Below are 22704 nucleotides of genomic sequence, written 5' to 3' on the forward strand. Positions count from 1 at the left end.
GTCAGTAGGTGGGGGTGGGGGCGTCGACGTCGATCTGGACGTCGTCACCCTCGACGCGGCACGCGAACACCCTCACGGGTGCGGTGGCCGGCAGGTTGAGCGGGCGGCCGGTGGCCAGGTCGAACGTGGACCCGTGCAGGTAGCACTCGATGGTGCCGCCCACGACGTCGCCCTCGCTGAGCGCGACCTGGCCGTGGCTGCACTGGTCCTCGATGGCGTAGACCTCGGTGCCGTGGAGCACGAGCGCCACGGTCAGCTCGTCGTCGACGTCCACCGCGAGCGGCTTGGCCTGATCGAGCTCGACGACGCGGGCGACGGTGACGAAGCTCACTCGTGCGCCTTCGTGGCGGTGCTGCCGTGGACCAGCTCGAGCTCCCGCTCCACCTGGGCCAGCAGGCGCTGCTCGATGGCAGTCACCCCGATGCGACGGATGATGTCGTTGAAGAAGCCGTGGACGATGAGGCGACGCGCCTCGTCCTCGGAGATCCCCCGGCTCATGAGGTAGAACAGCTGCGTGTCGTCGAATCGGCCGGTGGTGGACGAGTGTCCGGCGCCGGCGATCTCGCCGGTCTCGATCTCGAGGTTCGGCACCGAGTCCGCCTGGCAGCCGTCGGTGAGCACCAGGTTCTTGTTGGACTCGTAGGTCTCGATCTGCAGCGCCACCTTGCGGATGAGCACGTCGCCGATCCAGACCGAGTGCGCGCCCTTGCCCTGGAGCGCGCCGCGGTAGTCGACGTTGCTCTTGGTGTGGGGGGCGTTGTGGTCGACGAACATGCGGTGCTCGACGTGCTGGCCGGCGTTGACGAAGTACAGGCCGAACTGCTCCACCGACCCGCCGGGGCCGGCGAAGCTGGCGCGCTCCGCGATCCGGATGGCCTTGCCGCCCAGCGACGTGTGGATGGTGCGCACTCGCGCGTCGCGGCCCACCTGCACCGAGATCTGCGCGCCGTGCACGGAGTCCTCGGCCCAGTCGTTGACGTAGACCAGGTTGATCTCGGCGCCGTCGGCGACGCGGAAGTCGTACTTGGCCGCGTACTGGGCCGAGCCCTCGAAGTGGAGCACCAGGGTGGCGCGGGAGTGCCGGCCGAAGTCCACGACGAACGACTCGGCGGCGTGAGCGCCGGTGCCGGTGGCGGTGAACACGATGGGCTCGGCGATGACGGCCTCGGCGGGCACGGACATGTAGACCGCCTCGCCGGTGCGCTGCGCGGCGATGGCGGCGACGCGGTCGACGGGGGGCTCGATGGCCCGCTCGCGGGCCTCGGCGGCGGAGATCCGTCGCATCTCGACGCCCTCGGGCAGGTCTCCGGCCCAGTCCAGGCCGCCCAGCACGTCACCCTCCGCAAGGAGGGGGCGCAGCGCCTTGAGGGGCGAGAACCGCCAGATCTCCTCGCGGCCGGTGGGCATGGGGTGCATGGCCACGTCGAAGCTGGGCTCGGGGTGCAGGTGGGACTCGATGGTCTCGATGGCCCCGGCCACGTTGGCCGCGCCGTCGAGTGTGGGCATGGTTGCGGTAGTCACAGCAGCGTTTTCTTTCTGAGGTGGTGGGTGGTGCGGTACGGCGGCGGGCGTCAGCCGACCGCGCCTTCCATCTGCAGTTCGATGAGCCGGTTGAGCTCCAGCGCGTACTCCATGGGCAGCTCGCGGGCGATGGGCTCGACGAAGCCGCGCACGATCATGGCCATGGCCTCGTCCTCCTCCATGCCTCGGCTCATGAGGTAGAACAGCTGGTCCTCGGAGACCTTGGAGACCGTGGCCTCGTGCGCCATCGACACGTCGTCCTCGCGGACGTCGACGTAGGGGTAGGTGTCGGAGCGGGAGATGTTGTCCACCAGCAGCGCGTCGCACTTGACCGACGACGCCGAGTGCGAGGCGCCCGGCTCCACCTTCACGAGGCCGCGGTAGGAGGAGCGGCCGCCGCCGCGGGCGACGGACTTGGAGATGATCGAGCTCGACGTGTGCGGGGCGCAGTGCACCATCTTCGAGCCGGCGTCCTGGTGCTGGCCCTCCCCCGCGAAGGCGATGGAGAGCGTCTCACCGCGGGCGTGCTCGCCCATCAGGTAGACGGCGGGGTACTTCATGGTGACCTTGGAACCTATGTTGCCGTCGATCCACTCCATGGTGGCGCCCTCTTCGCAGACGGCCCGCTTGGTCACCAGGTTGTACACGTTGGTGGACCAGTTCTGGATGGTGGTGTAGCGGCAGCGCGCGTTCTTCTTCACGATGATCTCCACGACGGCGGAGTGCAGCGAGTCGCTCGAGTAGATCGGGGCGGTGCAGCCCTCGACGTAGTGCACGTAGGCGCCCTCGTCGACGATGATCAGCGTGCGCTCGAACTGCCCCATGTTCTCGGTGTTGATCCGGAAGTAGGCCTGGAGCGGGATGGTGACGTGGACGCCCTTGGGCACGTAGATGAACGAGCCGCCCGACCACACCGCGGTGTTGAGCGAGGCGAACTTGTTGTCGCCCACGGGGATGACCGTGCCGAAGTACTCCTTGAAGATCTCCGGGTGCTCCTTGAGGGCCGTGTCCGTGTCGAGGAAGATGACGCCCTGGCGCTCGAGCTCCTCGTTGATCTTGTGGTAGACCACCTCGGACTCGTACTGGGCCGCGACACCGGCCACCAGGCGCGCCTTCTCCGCCTCGGGGATGCCGAGCCGGTCGTAGGTGTTCTTGATGTCGTCGGGCAGGTCGTCCCAGGTCTGCGCCTGCTTCTCGGTGGAGCGGACGAAGTACTTGATGTTGTCGAAGTCGATGCCGCTGAGGTCCGCGCCCCAGGTGGGCATGGGCTTCTTCTCGAAGAGCTTGAGGCCCTTGAGCCGGAGGTCGCGCATCCAGTCGGGCTCGCTCTTGAGGCCCGAGATGTTGGTGACCACGGCCTCGTTGAGGCCGCGCGTGGCGGTGGAGCCGGCGGAGTCGCTGTCGTGCCAGCCCCACTGGTACTTGGACAGGGCCTCGATGTGTTCGTCCTGCGTGGCCCCGAGTCCTGGGGCCTGAGGTGCGGTCTGAGTCATATCCGTCGTCACTTTCTCTTCGGGATGGCGGGGGTGGGAAGTCGGTGGGGGACGTGCGTGGTGCACACGCCGTCCCCATGGGCGATGGTGGCGAGCCGCTGGACGTGCGTGCCCAGCAGTTTCGCGAACAGTTGGGTCTCGATCTCGCACAGCTCGGGGAACTCGGTGGCCACGTGCGCGATGGGGCAATGGTGCTGGAGGAGCTGGGTGCCGGAGTGCAGCGGCCTCACCGACGGCGCGTAGCCGTCCACCGCGAGCACCTCGGCCAGCAGCTCGACGGCGGGCGCCTCGGGGGCGTTGTCCCGGGCCGCCCGGAACCTCTCCTCGATGCAGGCGACGCGGTCGGTGGCGATCTCGCGGATGGCGCCCGGCCCGGCGGCCACCGCGAGCCGCCTGAGCGCGGCGATGGCGAGATCGTCGTAGGCCTGACGGAACTCCGCGCGCCCGCTGTCGGTGAGCACGAACACCTTGGAGGGCCGCCCCCTGCCGCGGGCGCCGAAGACGCGCTGCTCGCGCGACTCCAGGGTCCCGTCCGCGAGCAGGACCGTCAGGTGGCGGCGGACTGCCGCGGGGGTGAGGTGCAGGCGCTCGGCCAGCTGCTTGGCCGTCTGCGGACCCTCGTTGAGGATGAAGTTGACGACGCGACGGCGCGTCGGGAGGTCGACCGTCTCGACGGAACCCACGCTCACCCTGCACCTCCTCCATTTAACATACGTCAGTCTTTCCAATTCTCCTGCAAGATTCAAGAAAGGCCACCCTAAGTCCGCAGGGCGGGACCGCCCGCCGGCCGCTCCATGTCGCGCGGCGCTACAGTGGCCCGGTGTCCGTCCTCGAAGCCCGCGACCTCACGGCCTCCTTCGGCCCCACCAGGGCGCTCGCCGGGCTGACCCTCAGCGCCGACGCCGGGCGGATCACGGCGCTCCTCGGGCCCAACGGCGCGGGCAAGACGACCTTCATCCGGTGTTGCACCGGCCTGGCCCGCCCCGACGGCGGATCGCTGACGCTCTTCGGTGACGCACCGGGCTCACCCGCCGTCCTGCCGCGGATCGGGCTGATGCCGCAGTCGACCGGCGCGTGGTCCGGCATCACGCCGGTCCGCCTCCTGCGCTACCTCTCTCGGCTGTACGCCACCCCCCACCCGGTTGACGCCCTGATCGACCTCCTCGGGATCGGGGCCTTCGCCACCACCCCGTACCGGCGCCTCTCCGGGGGCCAGCAGCAGGCCGTCAACCTCGCCGGCGCCCTCATCGGCCGGCCGGACCTGGTATTCCTCGACGAGCCATCGTCGGGGCTGGACCCCCGGAGCCGCCGGGCCACGTGGGAGGTGGTGGGGCGCGTGCGCGACGCGGGCGTCGCCGTCGTCCTCACCACCCACGACATGCACGAGGCCGAGGCCCTCGCGGACAGCGTCTACATCGTCGACCGCGGCCGCGTGACCGCCGAGGGCAGCGTGGCCGAGCTCACCGTCGACGGCAGCCTCGAGGACGCGTTCCTCCACCACACCACGGGAGACCGGCCGTGACCCTGGACTTCGCCCCCGCCGCGGCTCCCGCACCCTTCGCACGCCGGGTGTGGGCCCACGCCACCACCGAGGCGGGGCTCATCCTCCGCAACGGGGAACAGGCGCTCCTCGCGGTGGTGATCCCCATCGCCGTCCTCGTCGGGGGCCGCTTCATGGGCGGGCGGCTGGGGCTCGGCTTCGAGGAGACGGCGCCCTCGGTCCTGGCCCTGGCCATGTGGAGCTCATGCCTCACCACCCTGGCCATCGCCACCGGGTTCGAGCGCCGCTACAACGTGCTGGAGCGCATGGCCGCCACCCCCCTCGGCAAGCCAGGCATCCTCGTCGGCAAGGGGCTGGGGATCAGCCTGATCACCTGGGGTCAGGTGGCCGTGCTGGCCACGGTGGCGGTCGCGCTGGGCTGGCGGCCGGGGTTCACCGCCCTCTCCGCGGCCGCCGGGCTGGCCACCTCCCTGCTGGCGATGGGCGCCTTCGCCGGCCTGGCGCTCGCGATCTCCGGCGCGCTGCGGCCCGAGGCCACCCTCGCAGTCGCGAACCTGCTGTACCTGGCCGGAATGCCCCTCGGGGTGCTGCTCCCGGTGTCGCGGCTCCCGGACTGGGCGCAGCCGCTGGTCGCCGCGACACCCACGGGCGCGCTCGGGGAGGGCCTCCGCGCCGCGGCGGGCGGTCAGGCCCTAGGCTGGCCCGTACTGGTGACCGCACTGTGGTGTGCGGGCACGCTCGCGCTCGCGTGGAAGGTGTTCAAGTGGACCTCCTGAGGAAGCTCGTCGACGGTGAGCGCGCGCTGCGCACCTGGCTGTGGATCTCGCTCATCTGCAACATGGGCATCATCGTGACCGGCGCCGTCGTGCGCCTCACCGGCTCCGGCCTGGGCTGCCCCACGTGGCCGCGGTGCACCGAGGAGTCCTACACGCCGCACGAGGCCTACGGCATCCACGGGGTGATCGAGTTCGGCAACCGGCTCCTCACGTTCGTCCTCATCATCGCCGCGGTGGGAGCCTTCGTCGCCGCCTGGCGCAACCGCGGGATGCGCTCGAAGCTGTGGTGGATCACGCTCGGCGTGGGCCTCGGCATCCCGCTGCAGGCCATCGTGGGCGGGATCACGGTTCTCACCCAGCTGAACCCGTCATGGGTGGCGCCGCACCTCATGCTCTCCGTGGTGCTCATCGTGGTGTGCGTGTGGGCGCTGGCGGTGGGCTACCGCGTGTCCCCCACCCCGGTGGCGCCCGGGGCCAGGTGGCTGGTCGTGGCCACCTTCGCCGCGTCGATGGTCTCGATCGTCCTCGGCACCGTCGTGACCGGCGCCGGCCCGCACGCCGGGGACGCCTCCGCGCCGCGCAACGGCGCCGACATCGAGTCGGTCGCGCGCATCCACGCCCTCTCGGCGTGGCTCGTCGTGGTACTGGTGGTGGCCTGCGTGTGGCTGTTCACCCGCACCCGGCAGGCCCGCCCCGCCCGCGCGGCCAGGCTCACCCTGGCCACCGTGGCACTTCAGGGCCTCATCGGCTACCTGCAGTACTTCCTGGGCCTGCCCGTCGGCATTGTCATCCTGCATATGGTGGGATTGACCGTGCTCACGGCGGCAGCGTCCTGGCTGCTGGTGTCGACGACGAGGAGAGCCAATGCCCACCAACCCGGTGCTGACCACACACCTTCCCTTCACGCTGCCTGACTTCGCGGCCGCCACGCCGGCGGACTACCGCGACGCCATCGAGGCCGGCATGGCGGACCAGCGCGCCGGGCTGGAGCGGCTCCGCGACGACCCGGCGGCACCGACGCTCGCCAACGTCCTCGGCGCCTGGGAGGACGCGGAGGCCACCCTCCGCAGGGCGTTGAACGCCTTCTTCGCCGTGCACTCCTCCGACGGATCCCCCGAGCTGGACGCCATCGACGAGGAGATGTCGCCCCGCCTCGCCGAGCACGAGGACGCCATCTACCTGGACCGCGGGCTCTTCGCACGGCTCGAGTCGCTCCGGGCGCGCATCGACGACGGGGAGGTCGAGGCAGACGAGCAGGACACGTACGCCCTCGACGAACTCCTGCGCTCCTTCCGGCGCGCCGGCGTGGGGCTGGACGACGAGGCCCAGACCCGCCTGCGGGAGCTCAACCGCCGGCTGGCCGAGCTCTCCACCAGGTTCGAGCAGCTCAACCGGGAGGCCCGCAACGCCGGCGGCATCGCGGTCACCGCGGACGAGCTCGCCGGGCTGTCCGACGAGGAGCGCGCGGCGCTGCGCGTCGACGACGGATTCCGGATCGCGCTGGTCAACACCACGCAGCAGCCCCTCGCCGCGAAGCTCGCGGACCCGGGTGTGCGGCGCCGCCTCCACGAGGCCTCCACCACCCGGGCCCTGCGGGGCGAGTTCGACACCCGCGCCGTCGTCGTGGCCATCGCACGGGCACGGGCGGAGCGCGCCTCGCTGCTGGGGTACCCGCACCACGCGGCCATCGTCGCCGAGGCGGGGACGGCGAAGAGCACCGACGCCATCCTGGAGATGCTCGTGCCGCTCGCCCAGGCGGCCCTCGCCAAGGCCCGCGCGGAGGGCGCCGAGCTGCGCGCCCGGTACGCGGAGCTCGCGCCAGGTGAGGAGTTCACCGCGGCCGACTGGGCCTACGTCGAGAACATCGTGCGCCGGGAGCGGTTCTCCTTCGACGAGTCCGAGCTGGGCGACCACCTCCAGGTCGACAAGGTGCTGGCGGCGGTCTACGCGGCGGCCACGGAGCTGTACGGGATCACGTTCGAGCCGGTCGGCGGCATGGTCGGGCACGCCCCCGACACCCAGGTGTTCGAGGTCCACGATGCCGACGGCTCCACGCTCGGGCTGTTCCTCATGGACTTCTGGGCGCGCCCCACCAAGCAGGGCGGCGCCTGGATGAGCAACATCGTGGACCAGTCGCGCCGCGACGCGACCCTCCCCGTCGTCACCAACAACTGCAACTACACGCGCACGACCACCACCATCTCCTGGGACGACGTGATCACCATGTTCCACGAGTTCGGTCACGCCCTGCACGGGCTGCTGGCCGACTCGCGCTACGCGTCCCGCTCGGGGGCCAACACGCAACGCGACTTCGTGGAGTTCCCCAGCCAGGTCAACGAGCACTGGGCGTGGACGCCGGGCCGGGTGCTGCCCGCCGAGTGGGTGTCGCGGTTGGAGGAGGCCAGCCGGTTCGGGCAGGGTTACGCGACGGCGGAGACGGAGCTGGCGTCCCTGCTGGACCTGGCCTGGCACATGACCCCGCTCGACGAGCTGCCCACCTCCCCCGACGAGGTGGAGGCGTTCGAGCGCGCTGCCCTCGAGCGCTGGGGGCTGGTCGACGAGCTGGTGCCGCCGCGCTACCGGTCCCAGTACTTCGCGCACATCTGGGGCGGCGGGTACGCGGCCAGCTACTACGGCTATGCGTGGGCGAAGGTGATGGACGCCGACGCCGTGGCGTGGTTCGAGGAGCAGACGGGGCCGCTCCGCGAGGCGGGCGACCACTTCCGGCGGACCCTGCTCGCTCCCGGCGGCTCGGTGGACCCGATGGAGACCTACCGACGGTTCCGCGGCCGCGACCCGCAGCTCGCGCCGCTCCTGGACCGGCTCGGCCTCTCCATCGACCGGTGACGGGGCCGGACATGGACGTCAAGCAGATCCTGCTCACCTACCTGCGCGGCTCACGCGAGGGACTCCTCTGGAAGGCCGAGGGCCTGAGCGAGCGCGAGCTGCGGCTCCCCCGCACCGTGACCGGCACCAACCTCCTGGGCCTCATCAAGCACTGCGCGTACGTGGAGCACGGGTACGTCGTCACCTGCTTCGGCCGGACGTCGCCGCTCAGCATCCCCGACCTCGACTACGACGCCGACCCCAACGCGGACTTCTACGCCACCGCCGAGGAGTCGGCCGCCGGGATCATCGGGCTCTACCGGGAGGTGGGCGTCGTCGTCGATCAGGCGGTCGAGGAGATGACCCTCGACACCCCTGGCCACGTCGCCTGGTGGGGAGAGCGCGGCGACACGACGCTGGGGAGGGTGCTGGTCCACGTGCTGACGGACGTCACGCGCCACGCGGGACACGCGGACATCCTCCGCGAGGGGATCGACGGCACGGCGGGGCTCAGCGCGGTCAACGGCAACCTGTGGGAGCCCGCCGACGGCTGGGCCGCCCACAGCGCGATGCTCACCAGGCTCGCCGACGGCGCCTGAGGGAACCTCCCACCGGCGCAACCCGGAGGCTCAGTGGGTCACAGGGATGGGCTCGTCCGCGTTCTCCGGCCTGCGCAGGAACAGCCCCGCGACCACGGCGGCCGTCCAGATGGCCCCAGCCGCCCGGAACGCCCAGCGCGCCCCCGCCAACATGGCCTCTGCCTCCGATCCCGCCGTCGCGGCGGCCGCGGCCGACTGGGTGGCGAAGATCGTGACAAAGACGGCGGTGCCGGCCGCGCCCGCAACCTGCTGGACCGTGCCCACGACGGCCGAGCCGTGCGAGTACAGGGGGCGCGGCAGTGACCCCAGCGCCACCGTGAACAGGGGCGTGAACATCGAGGCGAAGCCCACGCTCATCATCACGTGCCCGAGCGTGACCGCCCACCACGGCGTGGCCAGGCTGATGGTGGAGAAGAAGACGAACACGCCCATCACGACGATGCTCGCGGGCACCACCAGCGCCCTGGGCCCCACCCGGTCGTACAGGCGGCCCACCACGGGCGAGAGCAGCCCCATGGCCACGCCGCCCGGCAACAGCATCAGGCCCACCTGGAGCGGCTCGAGCCCGAACGCCCGCTGAAGCAGCAGCGGCAGCATGATGACGGTGCCGAACAGCGCCATCATGGAGATCGACATCATCACCACGGCCACGGTGAAGGTGGGGAACGTGAACGTGCGGAGGTCCAGCAGCGCCGCCTCCCGCCGCTGCAGCGCCGACTGCCGCGCCACGAACGCGGCGAGCCCGCCGATGCCGACCCCGATGGACAGCAGCGGCACCCAGAACTCCACGTCCTCCGCACCCACCGTGCTCAGCCCGTAGACCAGCGGGCCGAACCCCAGCAGCGTCAGCGGAACCGAGACCAGGTCCAGCGGTGTGTCCTTGCTCTCGCCGACGTCGGCCAGCCTCTGGTACCCGAGCCACAGCATGAGCAGGGCGATGGGGAGCATCACCCAGAAGATCGCCCGCCACGAGGCCACCTGGAGGATGAGGCCCGACAGAGTGGGGCCGACGGCGGGTGCCACCGAGATCACCATGGAGATGTTGCCCATCACCCGCCCCCGGTGCTCCCGCGCGACCAGTTGCATGACGGTGGTCATCAGCAGCGGCAGCATGATCGCCGTGCCGGTGGCCTGGACCACCCGGCCGAGCACCAGGAGCGGGAAGCTCGGGGCCACCGCGCAGGCGAGCGTCCCCAGGCTGAACAGCGACAGGGCCAGCACGAACAGCCGCCGCGTGGAGAGCCTGTCGATGAGCCACCCGGTCACCGGGATGACCACGGCCATCGTGAGCATGAACCCGGTGGTCAGCCACTGCGCGGTGCGCTCCGTGACGCCGAGGTCGGCCATGATGCTGCTCAGCGCGACGTTCATCGTCGTCTCGTTGAGGATGACGACGAAGGCGGCCACCAGCAGGATGGGGATCACCCCCCGTTGGGCACTGCGGGGCATATCGGTGGGCATCTGGTGTCCCTTCGTGGAGGTCGGTGCGTGGCGCCACCGCTCCGCGGGGCGCCCGCCTTACCGGCGGTAGCGCAGTGGGTTGGGCCGACCCGGCGCCTCGTCCCCGATCGCCAGACCAGGGGCGATGAGCCCGCGGTCGCGGAGATCGAGCAGCGCGGTGACCACCCGATCACGCAGCGTAGCCGGTGCGATCGTGTTGAGGTAGATCTTGGTGGCGCCCTCGAAGCCCGCGAGCGTGGAGATCCGCCACTTCAGCAACACCCGCCAGGGCATGGGGAGGGTCACGTCGATGGGGCGGTAGTGCCATTCCTCGTTGCAGGGGACGGCCGGCCCCGTGGCGGCGTGCATCGCGTGGATCATGTCCGACATGCCGCGCACCTCGTCGTCGCGCAGCTCCCACGGGTCCGAGGTCTCGCTGGTGCAGTGGATCTCGATGGTGGGATACCGGTGGCCGAAGCCCGCGAAGGCGACGGCGTACTCGCTCTCCGCGATCACGAGGTTGCGGCGCGCCGCGTAGTTGGGCCCCGCCTCGTTGAAGAGGTTGGGGTTGCCCCTCAGCCGCGCGAGGGTGGCCTCGTGCTGCGCGCCGCGCTCGTCGATGGTGACCAGCTGCTTGTGGAGGTGGTCGAAGGAGGCGCCGGCCGGCTTGAGCCAGTTCTGGAAGACGGCCACGTAGCGCGCGTAGCGGTTGATGTCGTAGGCCATCGCCGTCGATTCAATGGTGTAGGACACGAACCGCTCGTGCTCGTCGACGGTGAGGGTGCCCGAGGAGGCCAGCTGGGAGTCGTCGGTGGCGCCGTCGACGAAGTGCCGCCGGGCCACGATGAGGTCGTGGCCGCCGCCGAAGAACCCCGAGGCCCGGGCGATGCGCTCGTCCTCAGGGAGGTCAGCGATCTGATCCGGGCTCATGCCGGAGGCCCGCAGCTTGGAGCCGATCACCGCCAGCACGTGCGCCCGCCCCTGCGGCGAGCCGAGGTAGGCGTCGCGGCGGACCCTCACCCGCTCGGGCAGCTCGAAGCCGTAGTTCTGGTGCCAGTAGTCGAAGCTGAGGATCTCGAACAGGTTCGGGACCCGCCGGAACTCGGCGACGGTGGCGAACAGCTCCTCGGCGGGGTTGCGGTAGATCGTGTCCCAGCCGCCGCCGCTGCGCACCACCCGCGACTTCTCCGGCGGCGTCTCGAGGTAGCGGGCCTCGCAGAAGGGGCAGTGCCTCCCGGATCGGTGGGGATCGAGGGGGGCCGGCTCCCGGGCGGCGAGCCCGAGCGGGCGGTTCGCCCTGCCCGCCACGGTCCACACCTCGGTGCCCGTCAGCGGGTTGATCTGCTTGACGGTGCCGTCGCGCAGCACGCTGACGTAGTCGGGCTCGCGCGCGAAGGGCTGCATCCCCCGACGATAGTGCGCCTGGTTGCCGTGGGGCAGGGAAGGCTAGAAGAGCAGTGGGTCGATGGCCACGGCCAGGAACAGCAGCGCCAGATAGGTGTTGCTCCAGTGGAACAGCCGCATCGCCTTGAGCTGCGGTCCGTCGGCGCCTGCCCGGGCGCGCCGCCACAGCGCGACGGCCTCGGCGATGAACACCGCACCGAGCAGCCCTGCGACGATCGGGTAGAGCGGGCCGGTCGGGGTCATCGGCCACAGCAGCAGCGAGACGGCCACCGTGGCGAGGGTGTACCAGAAGATCTGCGCCGCCACCCGTGGCGGCGTGGAGACCACCGGCAGCATCGGCACCCCGGCGGCCGCGTAGTCGTCGCGGTACCGGAAGGCCAGCGCCCACGTGTGCGGCGGGGTCCACAGGAACACGACGGCGAACAGGATGAGCGGCGGCCACGCGATGCTTCCCGTCACCGCGGTCCAGCCGATGAGCGGCGGGAAGCAGCCCGCGATGCCGCCCCACACGATGTTCTGCCAGGTGCGCCGTTTGAGCCACATGGTGTAGACGAACACGTAGAACGCGTTGGCCACCAATGCCAGGGCAGCCGAGAGCCAGTTCGCGCCGAACCCCAGCACGAGGGTGGCGAGGAGGCCGAGCACCGCGCCGAAGATCAGCGCGTTGCGGGTGGAGACCTGGTGCCGCGGGACGGGGCGGCGGCGGGTGCGGCGCATCACCTCGTCGATGTCGGCGTCGATCACGCAGTTGAAGGTGTTGGCCGACGCGGCGGCGAACAGCCCGCCGATCATGGTGTAGACGATCAGCCCCCACGGGGGCAGGCCGCCCGCGGCGAGGAACATGGCGGGGGCGGTGGTGACCAGGAGCAGCTCGATGATCCGCGGCTTCGTCAGCGCCACATAGGCCTTGACGATGTCCCAGAACCGGGCCCCCGAGGACGCCGCAACACTGCCGACGGCCACACGCACCCCATTCCTCCAGAATCGCTCCGGGCAGTCTATCGCGCCCCCGGAGAGCTCCCAAAGCGCGCGGCGGGATCCGTTCCCCCGACGGCCCGGCCGGGATAGGGTTGGCGACGATGAACAGCTACGAGAACCCGCTGCGCGACCCGCAGGACCGTCGGCTCCCCCGCATCGCCGGGCCGTGCGTCCTCGTCATCTTCGGAGTGACGGGGGACCTGTCCCGCAAGAAGCTGATGCCCGCCGTCTACGATCTGGCCAACCGCGGCATGCTGCCCCCTGGCTTCGGGCTGGTGGGTTTCGCGCGCCGGGACTGGGCCGATCAGGACTTCGCCCAGGTGGTCCACGACGCCGTCAAGGAGAACGCGCGCACCCCGTTCCGGGAGGAGGTGTGGGAGCAGCTGCTCGAGGGCATCCGCTTCGTGCCGGGCACCTTCGACGACGACGACTCGTTCGACCGCCTCCGGGCCACCATCCAGGAGCTGGACACCGCCCGCGGCACCGGCGGCAACCACGCGTTCTACCTCTCCATCCCGCCGTCGAGCTTCGAGCAGGTGATGACCCAGCTGCGGCGCCACGGCATGACCGAGCGCTCGGAGGGCAACTGGAACCGGGTGGTCATCGAGAAGCCGTTCGGCCACAACCTGGCCTCCGCCAGGGAGCTCAACGACGTGGTCTCGGTGCTGTTCCAGCCCCACGAGGTGTTCCGCATCGACCACTACCTGGGGAAGGAGACGGTGCAGAACATGCTGGCGCTGCGCTTCGCGAACCAGATGTTCGAGCCCATCTGGAACAACCACTACGTGAGCCACGTCGAGATCACGATGGCCGAGGACATCGGCATCGGGGGCCGTGCCGGCTACTTCGACGGGATCGGCATCGCCCGCGACGTCATCCAGAACCACCTGCTGCAGCTGCTCGCGCTCACCGCGATGGAGGAGCCCACCTCCTTCGAGGCGGGCCAGCTGCGCGCCGAGAAGCAGAAGGTGCTGGCGGCGGCGCGCGTGCCCACCCGCTACGACCTGCACACCGCCCGCGGGCAGTACGCCGCCGGATGGCAGGGCGGCCGGCCCGTCATCGGCTACCTGCAGGAGGACGGCGTCCCTGAGGGCTCGAAGACAGAGACCTACGCCGCGATGCGGGTGGACATCGACAACCGTCGCTGGGCCGGGGTGCCCTTCTATCTCCGCTCCGCCAAGCGGATGCCCCGGCGGGTGACCGAGGTGGCGCTGAGCTTCAAGCGCGCCCCGCACCTGCCGTTCACCGCCACCGACACCGAGGAGTTGGGCACCAACGCGCTCGTCATGCGGATCCAGCCGGACGAGGGGGTGACCCTCCGCTTCGGCGCGAAGGTCCCCGGAACGCAGATGGAGATCCGTGAGGTGTCCATGGACTTCGGCTACGGCGGGTCCTTCACCGAGTCCTCGCCCGAGGCGTACGAGCGCCTCATCCTCGACGTCCTCCTCGGCGACCCGCCGCTGTTCCCGCAGCAGGAGGAGGTGGAGCTCAGCTGGCAGATCCTGGACCCGGTCATCGAGTACTGGGCCTCCGTCGAGGATCAGCCGCAGCAGTACGCGTCCGGTACGTGGGGCCCGACGTCGGCCCACGACATGCTGGCCCGCGACGGCTTCAACTGGCGTAGGCCCTAAGGAGCTCCCCATGATCATCGAACTGACCGCCACCTCCTCGCGCGACGTGGCCGCCGCGCTCCTCAACGCCAAGCGGACGGCGGGGGCGAGTGGGCTCGTCCTCACCCTCCTGATCGTCACCACCGACGAGCGCTTCGACGACGTGCTCGAGGCGGCGAAGACCTCGGCGACGGCGCATCCCTCCCGTGTCATCGTCGTCACCTACGTCGACTCCGACGAGGCGCGCCTCGACGCGACGATCGAGGTGGGTGAGGGGCTCCCGGGCGACCTCATCGTGCTGCGGCTCCACGGGGAGCTTCGCCATCACGGGGACTCGATCTGCCTCCCCCTGCTGCTGCCGGACTCCCCCACCATCGTGTGGTGGCCGCACGAGGCGCCGGACAACCTCGCCGAGGATCCCATCGGCAGCCTGGCCGACCGCCGGATCACCGACGCCGCCGGCTGCCACGATCCGCAGGACGCCCTCCTCCGGCGGGCACGGAACCACGCCCCGGGCGACACCGACCTCACCTGGACGCGGCTGACGCGCTGGCGCGCGCTGCTGGCCGCGGCCATGGATCAGACGCAGGCGCAGGTCACCGGCGCGGTGGTCACCTCGGCCCCGGACAACGCCCCGGCCACCCTGCTGGCCGCATGGCTGAGCGACCGCCTGGGCGTGAGCGTGTCGCGGCTCGACGGCGACCTCCCCGGCGTCAACGAGGTCCGCCTCACCACCACGGAGGGCGACATCACGGTACGCCGCGTGGCAGAGGGCACCGCGCAGTACCAGGTGCCGCACCAGCCGCAGCGCACCGTCGCCCTGCGCCGGCGGCCGCTGACGGACCTCCTGACGGAGGAGCTCCAGCGGATGGACGCCGACGACATCTTCGAGTCGGCCACGACGCGGCTGGTCGCCGACGCCGGGGAGCGCTGACGTGTTCACCCGGGTTGTCCGGATGCCTGAGGCCGACGAGGTGAGCAACCTGGTCGCCCAGCGGCTGCTGGACCGCCTGATCGAACTCCAGGACGTGCAGCCCATCGTCCACGTGTGCCTGACCGGCGGCAACGCGGCCAACGCCATGTACGAGCGGTTCGCGCAGCTCGCGGAGGGCTCGGACCTCGACGCGTCCAAGCTGCAGCTGTGGTGGGGCGACGAGCGGTTCGTGCCCGCCACGGACCCGGACCGCAACTCCCTGCAGGCGGTGTCGCGGCTGGCCCGCACGGTCGCCATCAAGTCCGCCGACATCCACATGATGGCCGCCAAGGACGGGCGCAAGGACTCCCACGAGTGCGCCGCCGAGTACGAGGCCGAGCTGGGCGAGACCCACTTCGACATCATGCTGCTGGGCGTGGGAGAGGACGGCCACACCGCCTCGATCTTCCCGAACCATCCGAGCTTCGACCCCACCACGCGCAGCGTCATCGGGGTCACCGACGCCCCGAAGGCCCCTTCGGACCGGATCACGTTGACCATCCCGGCGCTGAACCGGGCGGACGAGACCTGGGTGATCGCCACCGGCGAGGCGAAGGCCGACGCCGTGGCCAGGGCCCTGGGTGGGGACCTGAGCCTCCCGGCGGCCCACGTCCACGGCGACGTGTCCACCCTGTGGTATCTCGATGACGCGGCGGCGGGTGGGCTGCCCGCACAGTACGTGTGCCCGTTCTGAGGCGGGCATGGAAAAGCCGGCGCGAGGAGTGATCCTCGCGCCGGCTGTCCGACTCAGTAGATGATCTCGCCCGAGGCGCGGCGCGCCCGGAGCGAGCTGACCGCCTCTTCGAGGATCTGGGCCGCCTCCGCGTCGGTGCGGCGCTCCTTGACGTACGCGAGGTGCGTCTTGTACGGCGTGATCTTCGGGGGCGGAGGGGGGTTCTCGGAGTCCGTGTTGGCCGGGAGCCCGCAGCGGGGGCAGTCCCACGACTCGGGGATCTGCGCGTCGATCGCGAACGCGGGACTGGTCACATGCCCACTGGCGCAGAAGTACGAGACGTGGAGCCTGGGCGCGGTGTCCCCGCGCTCAGCCTCTCCCATGGGTCCGGCGCCGACACGGCTGCCGCGAATGGCGTTGCCACCTGCCACTTGTATTTCTCCTTGAGCTCAGTGATGAAGGGTCGTGCCGGTTCAGGCGCCGATGCGGTACAGCACCAGCAGCCCGATGATGGTCAGAAGCCAGGCCAACGACAGCACGACTGTGATGCGGTCCAGCCTTCGTTCGGCCGTCGACGCCCCGCCCATGGAGGTCGACATTCCGCCGCCGAAAAGATCCGACATTCCGCCGCCACGGCTCTTGTGGAGGAGGACGGTGGCCGCGAGGAGAACGCTGAGCACAATCGCGATGATTGAGAGCGTCGTCACCGGCCAGGACACGAGGGGGACAATCACGCGCTAAAGACTATCCGACGACGTCGAGGAATCCACATTCGCCCCTCCCCTGTCCGGGTCCCGGCCCCCGACGTGCGCGACGGCGCGGAACCGGGTGGTTCCGCGCCGTCGCGCAGGTGGGTCAGCTGGTCAGAGCTGGTAGAAGCGCACGATCGCCGCGAACTCCTCCGGCTTCAGCGCGGCGCCGCCGACGAGCGCGCCGTCGACGTCCGGCTTGGCCATGATCTGCGCCACGTTGTCGGCCTTCACGGAGCCGCCGTACTGGATGCGCACGGCCTCCGCGGTGGGCTCGTCGTAGAGCGCCGCGACCTCCTTGCGGATGGCGCCACACACCTCCTGAGCGTCGTCCGGGGTGGCCACCTCGCCGGTGCCGATGGCCCACACGGGCTCGTAGGCGATGACGAGGCCGGCGACCTGCTCGGCCGTCAGGTTGGCCAGGGTGCCACGGACCTGCTCGAGGGTGTACTCGACGTGCCGGCCCTCCTTGCGGATGTCCAGGCCCTCGCCGACGCAGATGATCGGCGTGATGCCCGCGGCCAGGGCCTTGGCGGCCTTGGCGTTGATGATCTCGTCGGTGTCGCCGAAGAACTGGCGGCGCTCCGAGTGCCCGACGACGACGTAGCTGACGCCGAGCTTGGTGAGCATCGAGGTGGAGATCTCGCCGGTGTAGGCGCCGTTGTCGAACTGCGACACGTTCTGCGCCCCCAGCTGGAACGGCAGCCGGTCCCCGTCGATGAGGGTGCGCACGGTGCGCAGGTCGGTGAACGGCGGGATCAGCACGGCCTCGGACTTCGACGGGTCGTAGTCCTTGTCGAGCAGCGCGTAGTGGATCTTCTCCACCAGCCCGGTGGCCTCGATGTGGTCGATGTTCATCTTCCAGTTACCGGCCATGATCGGCTTGCGGGTCATCAGTTGTCCTCCTCCAGAACGGAAATACCGGGCAGTTCCTTGCCCTCCAGGAACTCGAGGGAGGCGCCGCCGCCCGTCGAGATGTGGCCGAACTCGTCGTCGGCGTGGCCGAGGACGCGGACGGCGGCCGCCGAGTCCCCGCCGCCGACGACGGAGAGCCCGTCGACCGCGGTGAGGGCCTTGGCGACGGCTGCGGTGCCGTGGGACAGCGCCTCGATCTCGAACACGCCCATGGGGCCGTTCCAGAACACCGTCTTGGCGCCGGTGATGGCGTCGGCGAACAGCTTCTCGGTCTCGGGACCGATGTCCAGGCCCTGCTTGCCGGCGGGGATGGCGTGTGCCGAGACGACGTCCACGTCACCCTTGACCTGGCGCGCGTCGAAGTCCATGCCCTCGGCCACCCGCACGTCGACGGGGAGCAGGATGGTCTTGCCGCTGGCCTTGGCCTCCTCGAGGTACCCCTTGCAGGTCTCGAGGTTCGTCGCGTCGAGCAGCGAGTCGCCGATCTCGTAGCCCTGGGCCTTGAGGAAGGTGAACACCATGCCGCCGCCGATGATCAGCGTGTCGGCCACCTTGAGCAGGTTGTCGATGACCGACAGCTTGTCCGCGACCTTCGCGCCGCCGAGCACCACCACGAAGGGGCGCTCGGGGGTCTCGGTGAGCCGGCGCAGCACGTCGACCTCCTTGGCCACCAGGAAGCCGGCCACGTTCGGGAGCAGCTTGGCCACGTCGTAGACCGACGCCTGCTTGCGGTGGACCACGCCGAAGCCGTCCGAGACGAACAGGTCGCCGAAGGCCGCGTAGCGGGCGGCGAGCTCCTGGCGGGCGGCCTCGTCCTTGGACTCCTCCGCCGGCTCGTAGCGCACGTTCTCCAGCAGCGCGACGTCGCCGTCGGCCAGGGCGGCGACGGTGGCCTGCGCGGACTCGCCGACGACGTCGTCGGCCAGCTTCACCTCAGCGCCCAGCAGCTCGCTGAGCCGCTTCGCGACGGGGGCCAGCGAGTACTTGGGGTTGGCCTCGCCCTTGGGCCGGCCGAGGTGGGCCATGATCACGACGCGGGCACCGGCGTCGCGCAGCGCGGTGAGCGTGGGCAGCGCGGCGCGGATGCGGCCGTCGTCGGTGATGTTCTTGTCGGCATCCAGCGGGACGTTGAAATCGCAGCGGATGAGGACCCGCTTTCCGTGGAGATCGCCCAGATCTGCAACAGACTTCACAGTGAGCCTTTCTTGTTGGGTGGCTTCGTCGGTAGAGGCGGACAACGGCCCTGCGACCCGCGCGCGGGTCACAGGGCCGTTGTTCAGACCACTTGAGGTGTGGGAATCAGAGCTTCGAGCCGACCAGGGCGGTCAGGTCGACGAGGCGGTTGGAGTAGCCCCACTCGTTGTCGTACCAGCCGAGCACCTTGACCTGGTTGCCGATCACCTTGGTGAGCTTGGCGTCGAAGATGCAGGACGCGGGGTCCGTCTCGATGTCCTTGCTGACGATCGGGTCCTCGGTGTAGACGAGCACCTTGCCGTCGGCCGCGGCCTTGATGATCGCGTTGATCTCCTCGACGGTGGTCTCGCGGGAGGCCTCGAAGGTGAGGTCCGTCGCGGAGCCGGTGGGGGTGGGCACGCGCATCGCGTAGCCGTCCAGCTTGCCCTTGAGCTCGGGGAGCACGAGGGAGACCGCCTTGGCCGCACCGGTGGTGGTGGGGACCATGTTGAGGGCGGCGGCGCGCGAGCGGCGCAGGTCGCTGTGGGGGCCGTCCTGCAGGTTCTGGTCCTGCGTGTACGCGTGGATGGTGGTCATGAGGCCCTTGACGATGCCGATGCCGTCGTTGAGCGCCTTGGCCATCGGGGCGAGGCAGTTGGTGGTGCAGGAGGCGTTGGAGATGATCGTGTGCGCCGCGGAATCGTACTTGTCGTCGTTGACGCCCATGACGATGGTGATGTCCTCGTTCTTGGCCGGGGCCGAGATGATGACCTTCTTGGCGCCGGCGGCGATGTGCGCCTGTGCCTTGGTGGCGTCGGTGAAGAAGCCGGTGGACTCGATGACGATGTCCACGCCCAGGTCACCCCAGGGCAGCTGCGCGGGATCCTTCTCGGCGAAGGCCTTGATCTCCTTGCCGTCGACGGTCAGGGCGTCGTCGTCGTAGCTGATCTCGCCGGGGAAACGACCCAGGATCGAGTCGTACTTGAGCAGGTGGGCGAGCGTCTTGTTGTCGGTCAGGTCGTTGACGGCGACCACGTCGAGATCGGCGCCTGACGCGACGAGCGCGCGGAAGTAGTTACGGCCGATGCGGCCAAAGCCGTTGATTGCAACCTTAACGGTCATGAGGATATCGATCCCTTTCAGCTACCTTGCGCGGAAGCGCATGCGGACGGGTTCATCCTAACCAGTTGTGGCGCCGCGGCAAGACGCGGGGTCCGGTTTGGTGCCCGTCAGTCGTCGTCGCGCAGGTCGGCGGGCAGGCTTGCCTCTGTGGTGGGCAGCCCCGCGTCCTCCGCGGCCTTGTCGGCCGTGGCCAGGAGCCGCCTGATCCGGCCCGCCACGGCGTCCTTGGTCAGCGGCGGCTCGTGCAGGCGCCCGAGCTCCTCCAGGCTGGCCTGCCGGTGGGCGAGGCGCAGCTCCCCCGCGATCCGCAGGTGCTCAGGGGCGTCCTCGCCGAGGAGCTCCAGTGCCCGCTCCACCCGTGCGCTGGCCGCGACCGCCGCGCGCGCCGACCGGCGCAGGTTCGCGTCGTCGAAGTTGGCCAGCCGGTTGACACTGGCGCGGACCTCGCGGCGCCTGCGGCGCTCGTCCCAGGCCAGGCGGGTCTCCCCCGCGCCCATGCGCGTCAGCAGCTCTGCGATGGCGTCCCCGTCGCGGATCACCACGCGGTCGACGCCGCGCACCTCGCGCGCCTTGGCCGACACCCCGATCCGACGGGCCCCGCCGACCAGCGCGAGCGCCGCTTCGGAGCCAGGACACGTGATCTCGAGCGACATCGACCGGCCGGGCTCCGTCAGTGACCCTCGTGCCAGGAACGCCCCGCGCCACATCGCCACCGCGTCCGCGACCGACCCGCCGACGACGGCCGGGGGAAGCCCGCGGACGGGACGCCGGTGCATGTCCACCAGGCCGCTCAGGCGGGCCAGCTGCTCGCCGTCGCGCACCACCCGCAGCGTGTAGCGGGGGCCGCGGCGGACGCCGGACCCGTTGATGACCAGCAGGTCGCTCTCGACGTTGTACAGGTCGGTGACGAAGGCGCGCAGCCTGCGCGCCGCGGCCCCGGTGTCCAGCTCGGCCTCGACGACGATGCGGCCCCCCACCAGGTGCAGGCCGCCCGCGAACCGGAGCAGGGCGGCCACCTCGGCGCGGCGCACCGAGGGGTGCGGCGCGAGGACGGTCGCCAGCTCGGACTTCACCTTCTGCGTCAGGGCCATGCGGGCAGTCTGCCACACGCCCCGAAGCACCCGTCAGCCGCCGATGACCTCGCTGAAGACGGCGGCGAGCAGGTTGGGGTCGTGGGTCGGGGAGCCGTCCCGGGCCCTCACATCGGCTGTGACAAGGCGTCCGCCCAGGGATTCGACGTAGGACTGGAGGTGGTGGTCGGTGCCGGCGAAGCTGGCGTCGGCGATCACCACATCCAGCGTCAGGCCGGGGGCGTGCTCGGCCAGCAACTCGATGTGGCGCGACGGCGTGAACCCGTCGGTCTCCTCCGCCGGCGCGATGTTGAGCACCAGCACCCGCTGGGCCTTGGTCTCCAGCAGCGCCCGCGCGAGGTCCGGCACCAGGAGGTGCGGGATCACGCTGGTGAACCACGATCCGGGCCCCAGGATCACGCTGTCGGCCTCGCGGACCGCGGTCAGGACCTCGGGCCTGGCGGGCGGACGGTCCGGGATCAGGCGCACCGCCTGCACGACGGCGCGGGTCTTGGCCACCGTCGCCTGCCCGGAGAGGGTGCAGACCTCGTCGGGCTCGAGCGGATCGAGGCCCACGACGTCGGCCTCGATGTCCAGCGGCACCGAGCTCATGGGCAGCACCCGGCCGCGGGTGCGCAGCAGGTCGCCCACCATGTCCAGCCCGGCCACCGGGTCGTCGAGCTGCTGCCACAGCCCGGCGATGAGGAGGTTGCCGATCGCGTGGCCGCCGAGCGGCCCGTCGCCGTGGAAGCGGGCCTGCAGCACGCTCGCCCAGGTGCGGCCCACGTGGTCGTCGGAGCAGAGGGCCGCCAGTGCCATGCGCAGGTCGCCTGGCGGGAGGCAGTCGAGCTCCTGGCGCAGCCGGCCTGAGGATCCGCCGTCGTCTGCCACCGTGACCACTGCGGTCAGCCGGTCGGTGACCCGCCTCAACGCCTTGAGGGAGACCGCCAGCCCGTGCCCCCCGCCGAGCGCGACGACCCGGGGCAGACGTGGGAGGCTCATTCCTTGCCCAGGTCCCGGTGCAGCACGGTGGTGGGGAAGCCCCGCTCCCTGAGCCTGACCGCGAGCTCCTCGCTCATCGAGGTGGAGCGGTGCTTGCCGCCGGTGCAGCCGATGGCGACGGTGACCTGGCGCTTGCCCTCGGCGAGGTAGCCGGGGGCCACCGTCTCAAGCAGGTTGACCATGGCCTCCTGGAACTGCTGCGCGGCCTCGTGCTTGAGCACGTACTGGGCCACGTCCTTGCTGAGGCCGGACTTGGGCCGCAGCTCGGGGATCCAGTGGGGGTTGGGCAGGAAGCGGACGTCGAAGACCATGTCGGCGTCGATCGGCACCCCGTTCTTGAACCCGAAGGAGATCAGCGCGATCTTCAGCCTGTCGGTCGCCTCGTCCCCGAAGTGGTTGGCCACCCGCTGCGTGAGCTGCCGCGCCGACAGGTAGGTGGTGTTGACGACGATGTCCGCGTCCGCCCGCAGGTCCGCCAGGAGCCGGCGCTCACGGTCGATGCCCTCGCTCAGGCGGTCCCCGCCCTGCAGCGGCAGCGGCCTGCGGTTCGACTCCTGCCTGCGCACGATGACGTCGTCGGCGGCCTCGAGGAACACGCTCGTCACGGAGGCGCCGGCGGCCTTGAGGCTGGCGATGACCTCCGGAAGCTGCTCGAAGTGCTCCCTGGACCGCACGTCGGCCACCACCGCGATCCTGGAGATGCCGTAGCCGCGGAGCGTCTGGGCGAGCGCCGGCAGCATCACGGGGGGCAGGTTGTCCACGACGTACCAGCCGAGGTCCTCCATGGTGTGCGCCGCCGTCCGGCGACCAGCGCCGGACATTCCGGTGATGAGGGCGATCTCCTGCGGGGCATCGGTCATGCCGCCAGCCTAAGGGAGC

23 protein-coding genes are annotated in these 22704 nt (G+C 70.5%); 8 read left to right on the plus strand and 15 right to left on the minus strand.

Translation table 11 applies throughout. From position 1 onward, the window contains the following. Position 1: 1 nt before the first annotated feature. The 4 genes from ACX1D3_RS13205 to ACX1D3_RS13220 all read right to left on the minus strand — a co-directional run bounded on the left by ACX1D3_RS13205 (position 2) and on the right by ACX1D3_RS13220 (position 3703). Positions 2 to 331 (minus strand): Rieske (2Fe-2S) protein, encoded by a 330-nt coding sequence (locus ACX1D3_RS13205; protein WP_458994286.1) that lies wholly within the window; start codon positions 329 to 331, stop codon positions 2 to 4. Next, complete coding sequence (sufD, locus tag ACX1D3_RS13210; protein ID WP_458996557.1) at positions 328 to 1506, minus strand: Fe-S cluster assembly protein SufD; 1179 nt, start codon at positions 1504 to 1506, stop codon at positions 328 to 330. Before sufD ends, ACX1D3_RS13205 begins: the two co-directional genes overlap by 4 nt. A 65-nt stretch (positions 1507 to 1571) precedes the next feature. Further along, complete coding sequence (sufB, locus tag ACX1D3_RS13215) at positions 1572 to 3014, minus strand: Fe-S cluster assembly protein SufB (RefSeq protein ID WP_458994287.1); 1443 nt, start codon at positions 3012 to 3014, stop codon at positions 1572 to 1574. Between the two features lie 8 nt (positions 3015 to 3022). Beyond that, positions 3023 to 3703 carry a helix-turn-helix transcriptional regulator gene (locus tag ACX1D3_RS13220; protein WP_458994288.1) on the minus strand — a complete coding sequence of 227 codons (681 nt, stop codon included), beginning with the start codon at positions 3701 to 3703 and terminating at the stop codon, positions 3023 to 3025. Positions 3704 to 3834: 131 nt separating this feature from the next. Between ACX1D3_RS13220 and ACX1D3_RS13225 the strand changes: the two genes are divergently transcribed. Genes ACX1D3_RS13225 through ACX1D3_RS13245 form a run of 5 tightly spaced genes read left to right on the plus strand, consistent with a single transcriptional unit; the run spans position 3835 to position 8716 of the window. Then, positions 3835 to 4536 (plus strand): ABC transporter ATP-binding protein, encoded by a 702-nt coding sequence (locus tag ACX1D3_RS13225; RefSeq protein WP_458994289.1) that lies wholly within the window; start codon positions 3835 to 3837, stop codon positions 4534 to 4536. Further along, complete coding sequence (locus ACX1D3_RS13230) at positions 4533 to 5291, plus strand: ABC transporter permease (protein ID WP_458994290.1); 759 nt, start codon at positions 4533 to 4535, stop codon at positions 5289 to 5291. Before ACX1D3_RS13225 ends, ACX1D3_RS13230 begins: the two co-directional genes overlap by 4 nt. After that, positions 5279 to 6205 carry a COX15/CtaA family protein gene (locus ACX1D3_RS13235; RefSeq protein ID WP_458994291.1) on the plus strand — a complete coding sequence of 309 codons (927 nt, stop codon included), beginning with the start codon at positions 5279 to 5281 and terminating at the stop codon, positions 6203 to 6205. The genes ACX1D3_RS13230 and ACX1D3_RS13235 overlap by 13 nt, the downstream gene beginning before the upstream one ends. After that, a complete protein-coding gene (locus tag ACX1D3_RS13240; protein ID WP_458994292.1) occupies positions 6156 to 8138 on the plus strand; it encodes a M3 family metallopeptidase in 1983 nt (660 codons plus the stop codon). The genes ACX1D3_RS13235 and ACX1D3_RS13240 overlap by 50 nt, the downstream gene beginning before the upstream one ends. An 11-nt stretch (positions 8139 to 8149) precedes the next feature. Next, entirely contained in the window at positions 8150 to 8716 is a 567-nt protein-coding gene (locus tag ACX1D3_RS13245; protein ID WP_458994293.1) for a DinB family protein, read from the plus strand. 30 nt (positions 8717 to 8746) lie between these two features. Here the strand turns inward: ACX1D3_RS13245 and ACX1D3_RS13250 are convergent, their stop codons facing one another. From ACX1D3_RS13250 to ACX1D3_RS13260, 3 genes are read right to left on the minus strand one after another with little or no spacing between them, the layout of a single operon-like run. Further along, a complete protein-coding gene (locus ACX1D3_RS13250) occupies positions 8747 to 10177 on the minus strand; it encodes an MDR family MFS transporter (protein ID WP_458994294.1) in 1431 nt (476 codons plus the stop codon). A 57-nt stretch (positions 10178 to 10234) separates the two neighbouring features. After that, positions 10235 to 11560 carry a DUF4921 family protein gene (locus tag ACX1D3_RS13255; RefSeq protein ID WP_458994295.1) on the minus strand — a complete coding sequence of 442 codons (1326 nt, stop codon included), beginning with the start codon at positions 11558 to 11560 and terminating at the stop codon, positions 10235 to 10237. A 42-nt stretch (positions 11561 to 11602) separates the two neighbouring features. Then, the gene (locus ACX1D3_RS13260) at positions 11603 to 12523 is read right to left on the minus strand and encodes a heme o synthase (RefSeq protein ID WP_458994296.1); all 921 of its coding nucleotides are present in this window, start codon (positions 12521 to 12523) and stop codon (positions 11603 to 11605) included. Between the two features lie 116 nt (positions 12524 to 12639). Here ACX1D3_RS13260 and zwf point away from each other — a divergent pair, with 116 nt between their 5' ends. From zwf to pgl, 3 genes are read left to right on the plus strand one after another with little or no spacing between them, the layout of a single operon-like run. After that, positions 12640 to 14169: a glucose-6-phosphate dehydrogenase gene (zwf, locus tag ACX1D3_RS13265; RefSeq protein WP_458994297.1), complete on the plus strand. Its 1530-nt coding sequence runs from the start codon at positions 12640 to 12642 to the stop codon at positions 14167 to 14169. Between the two features lie 10 nt (positions 14170 to 14179). Next, positions 14180 to 15082, plus strand: coding sequence for a glucose-6-phosphate dehydrogenase assembly protein OpcA (locus tag ACX1D3_RS13270; protein WP_458994298.1), 903 nt, complete (start codon positions 14180 to 14182; stop codon positions 15080 to 15082). 1 nt (position 15083) lies between these two features. After that, complete coding sequence (gene pgl, locus ACX1D3_RS13275; RefSeq protein ID WP_458994299.1) at positions 15084 to 15815, plus strand: 6-phosphogluconolactonase; 732 nt, start codon at positions 15084 to 15086, stop codon at positions 15813 to 15815. 53 nt (positions 15816 to 15868) lie between these two features. Here pgl and ACX1D3_RS13280 read toward each other — a convergent pair whose 3' ends face one another. From ACX1D3_RS13280 to rapZ, 8 genes are all read right to left on the minus strand, one after another. Then, entirely contained in the window at positions 15869 to 16225 is a 357-nt protein-coding gene (locus ACX1D3_RS13280; RefSeq protein ID WP_458994300.1) for an RNA polymerase-binding protein RbpA, read from the minus strand. 42 nt (positions 16226 to 16267) lie between these two features. Then, positions 16268 to 16528: a preprotein translocase subunit SecG gene (gene secG / locus ACX1D3_RS13285; protein ID WP_458994301.1), complete on the minus strand. Its 261-nt coding sequence runs from the start codon at positions 16526 to 16528 to the stop codon at positions 16268 to 16270. Positions 16529 to 16657: 129 nt separating this feature from the next. Beyond that, positions 16658 to 17437, minus strand: a complete 780-nt coding sequence (gene tpiA / locus ACX1D3_RS13290; RefSeq protein ID WP_458994302.1) for a triose-phosphate isomerase — start codon at positions 17435 to 17437, stop codon at positions 16658 to 16660. Then, entirely contained in the window at positions 17437 to 18651 is a 1215-nt protein-coding gene (locus tag ACX1D3_RS13295) for a phosphoglycerate kinase (protein WP_458994303.1), read from the minus strand. The genes tpiA and ACX1D3_RS13295 overlap by 1 nt, the downstream gene beginning before the upstream one ends. Positions 18652 to 18757: 106 nt before the next feature. After that, on the minus strand, positions 18758 to 19753 hold the full coding sequence (gene gap / locus ACX1D3_RS13300; RefSeq protein WP_458994304.1) for a type I glyceraldehyde-3-phosphate dehydrogenase: 996 nt from the start codon (positions 19751 to 19753) through the stop codon (positions 18758 to 18760). A 107-nt stretch (positions 19754 to 19860) separates the two neighbouring features. Beyond that, entirely contained in the window at positions 19861 to 20844 is a 984-nt protein-coding gene (whiA, locus tag ACX1D3_RS13305) for a DNA-binding protein WhiA (protein ID WP_458994305.1), read from the minus strand. A 33-nt stretch (positions 20845 to 20877) separates the two neighbouring features. Then, the gene (locus ACX1D3_RS13310; RefSeq protein ID WP_458994306.1) at positions 20878 to 21825 is read right to left on the minus strand and encodes a gluconeogenesis factor YvcK family protein; all 948 of its coding nucleotides are present in this window, start codon (positions 21823 to 21825) and stop codon (positions 20878 to 20880) included. Beyond that, positions 21822 to 22685, minus strand: a complete 864-nt coding sequence (gene rapZ, locus ACX1D3_RS13315) for an RNase adapter RapZ (protein ID WP_458994307.1) — start codon at positions 22683 to 22685, stop codon at positions 21822 to 21824. Before rapZ ends, ACX1D3_RS13310 begins: the two co-directional genes overlap by 4 nt. Positions 22686 to 22704: the final 19 nt, after the last annotated feature.

The sequence above is a fragment of the Tessaracoccus yangjingae genome (genome assembly GCF_054483935.1).

Coding starts and splice junctions, on each gene's coding strand:
- sufD (WP_458996557.1), bottom strand. CDS start 1,506: ATGCCCACACTCGACGGCGCGGCCAACGTGGCCGGGGCCATCGAGACC.
- sufB (WP_458994287.1), bottom strand. CDS start 3,014: ATGACTCAGACCGCACCTCAGGCCCCAGGACTCGGGGCCACGCAGGAC.
- ACX1D3_RS13240 (WP_458994292.1), top strand. CDS start 6,156: ATGCCCACCAACCCGGTGCTGACCACACACCTTCCCTTCACGCTGCCT.
- ACX1D3_RS13245 (WP_458994293.1), top strand. CDS start 8,150: ATGGACGTCAAGCAGATCCTGCTCACCTACCTGCGCGGCTCACGCGAG.
- ACX1D3_RS13250 (WP_458994294.1), bottom strand. CDS start 10,177: ATGCCCACCGATATGCCCCGCAGTGCCCAACGGGGGGTGATCCCCATC.
- ACX1D3_RS13255 (WP_458994295.1), bottom strand. CDS start 11,560: ATGCAGCCCTTCGCGCGCGAGCCCGACTACGTCAGCGTGCTGCGCGAC.
- zwf (WP_458994297.1), top strand. CDS start 12,640: ATGAACAGCTACGAGAACCCGCTGCGCGACCCGCAGGACCGTCGGCTC.
- ACX1D3_RS13270 (WP_458994298.1), top strand. CDS start 14,180: ATGATCATCGAACTGACCGCCACCTCCTCGCGCGACGTGGCCGCCGCG.
- tpiA (WP_458994302.1), bottom strand. CDS start 17,437: ATGACCCGCAAGCCGATCATGGCCGGTAACTGGAAGATGAACATCGAC.
- gap (WP_458994304.1), bottom strand. CDS start 19,753: ATGACCGTTAAGGTTGCAATCAACGGCTTTGGCCGCATCGGCCGTAAC.
- whiA (WP_458994305.1), bottom strand. CDS start 20,844: ATGGCCCTGACGCAGAAGGTGAAGTCCGAGCTGGCGACCGTCCTCGCG.
- ACX1D3_RS13310 (WP_458994306.1), bottom strand. CDS start 21,825: ATGAGCCTCCCACGTCTGCCCCGGGTCGTCGCGCTCGGCGGGGGGCAC.
- rapZ (WP_458994307.1), bottom strand. CDS start 22,685: ATGACCGATGCCCCGCAGGAGATCGCCCTCATCACCGGAATGTCCGGC.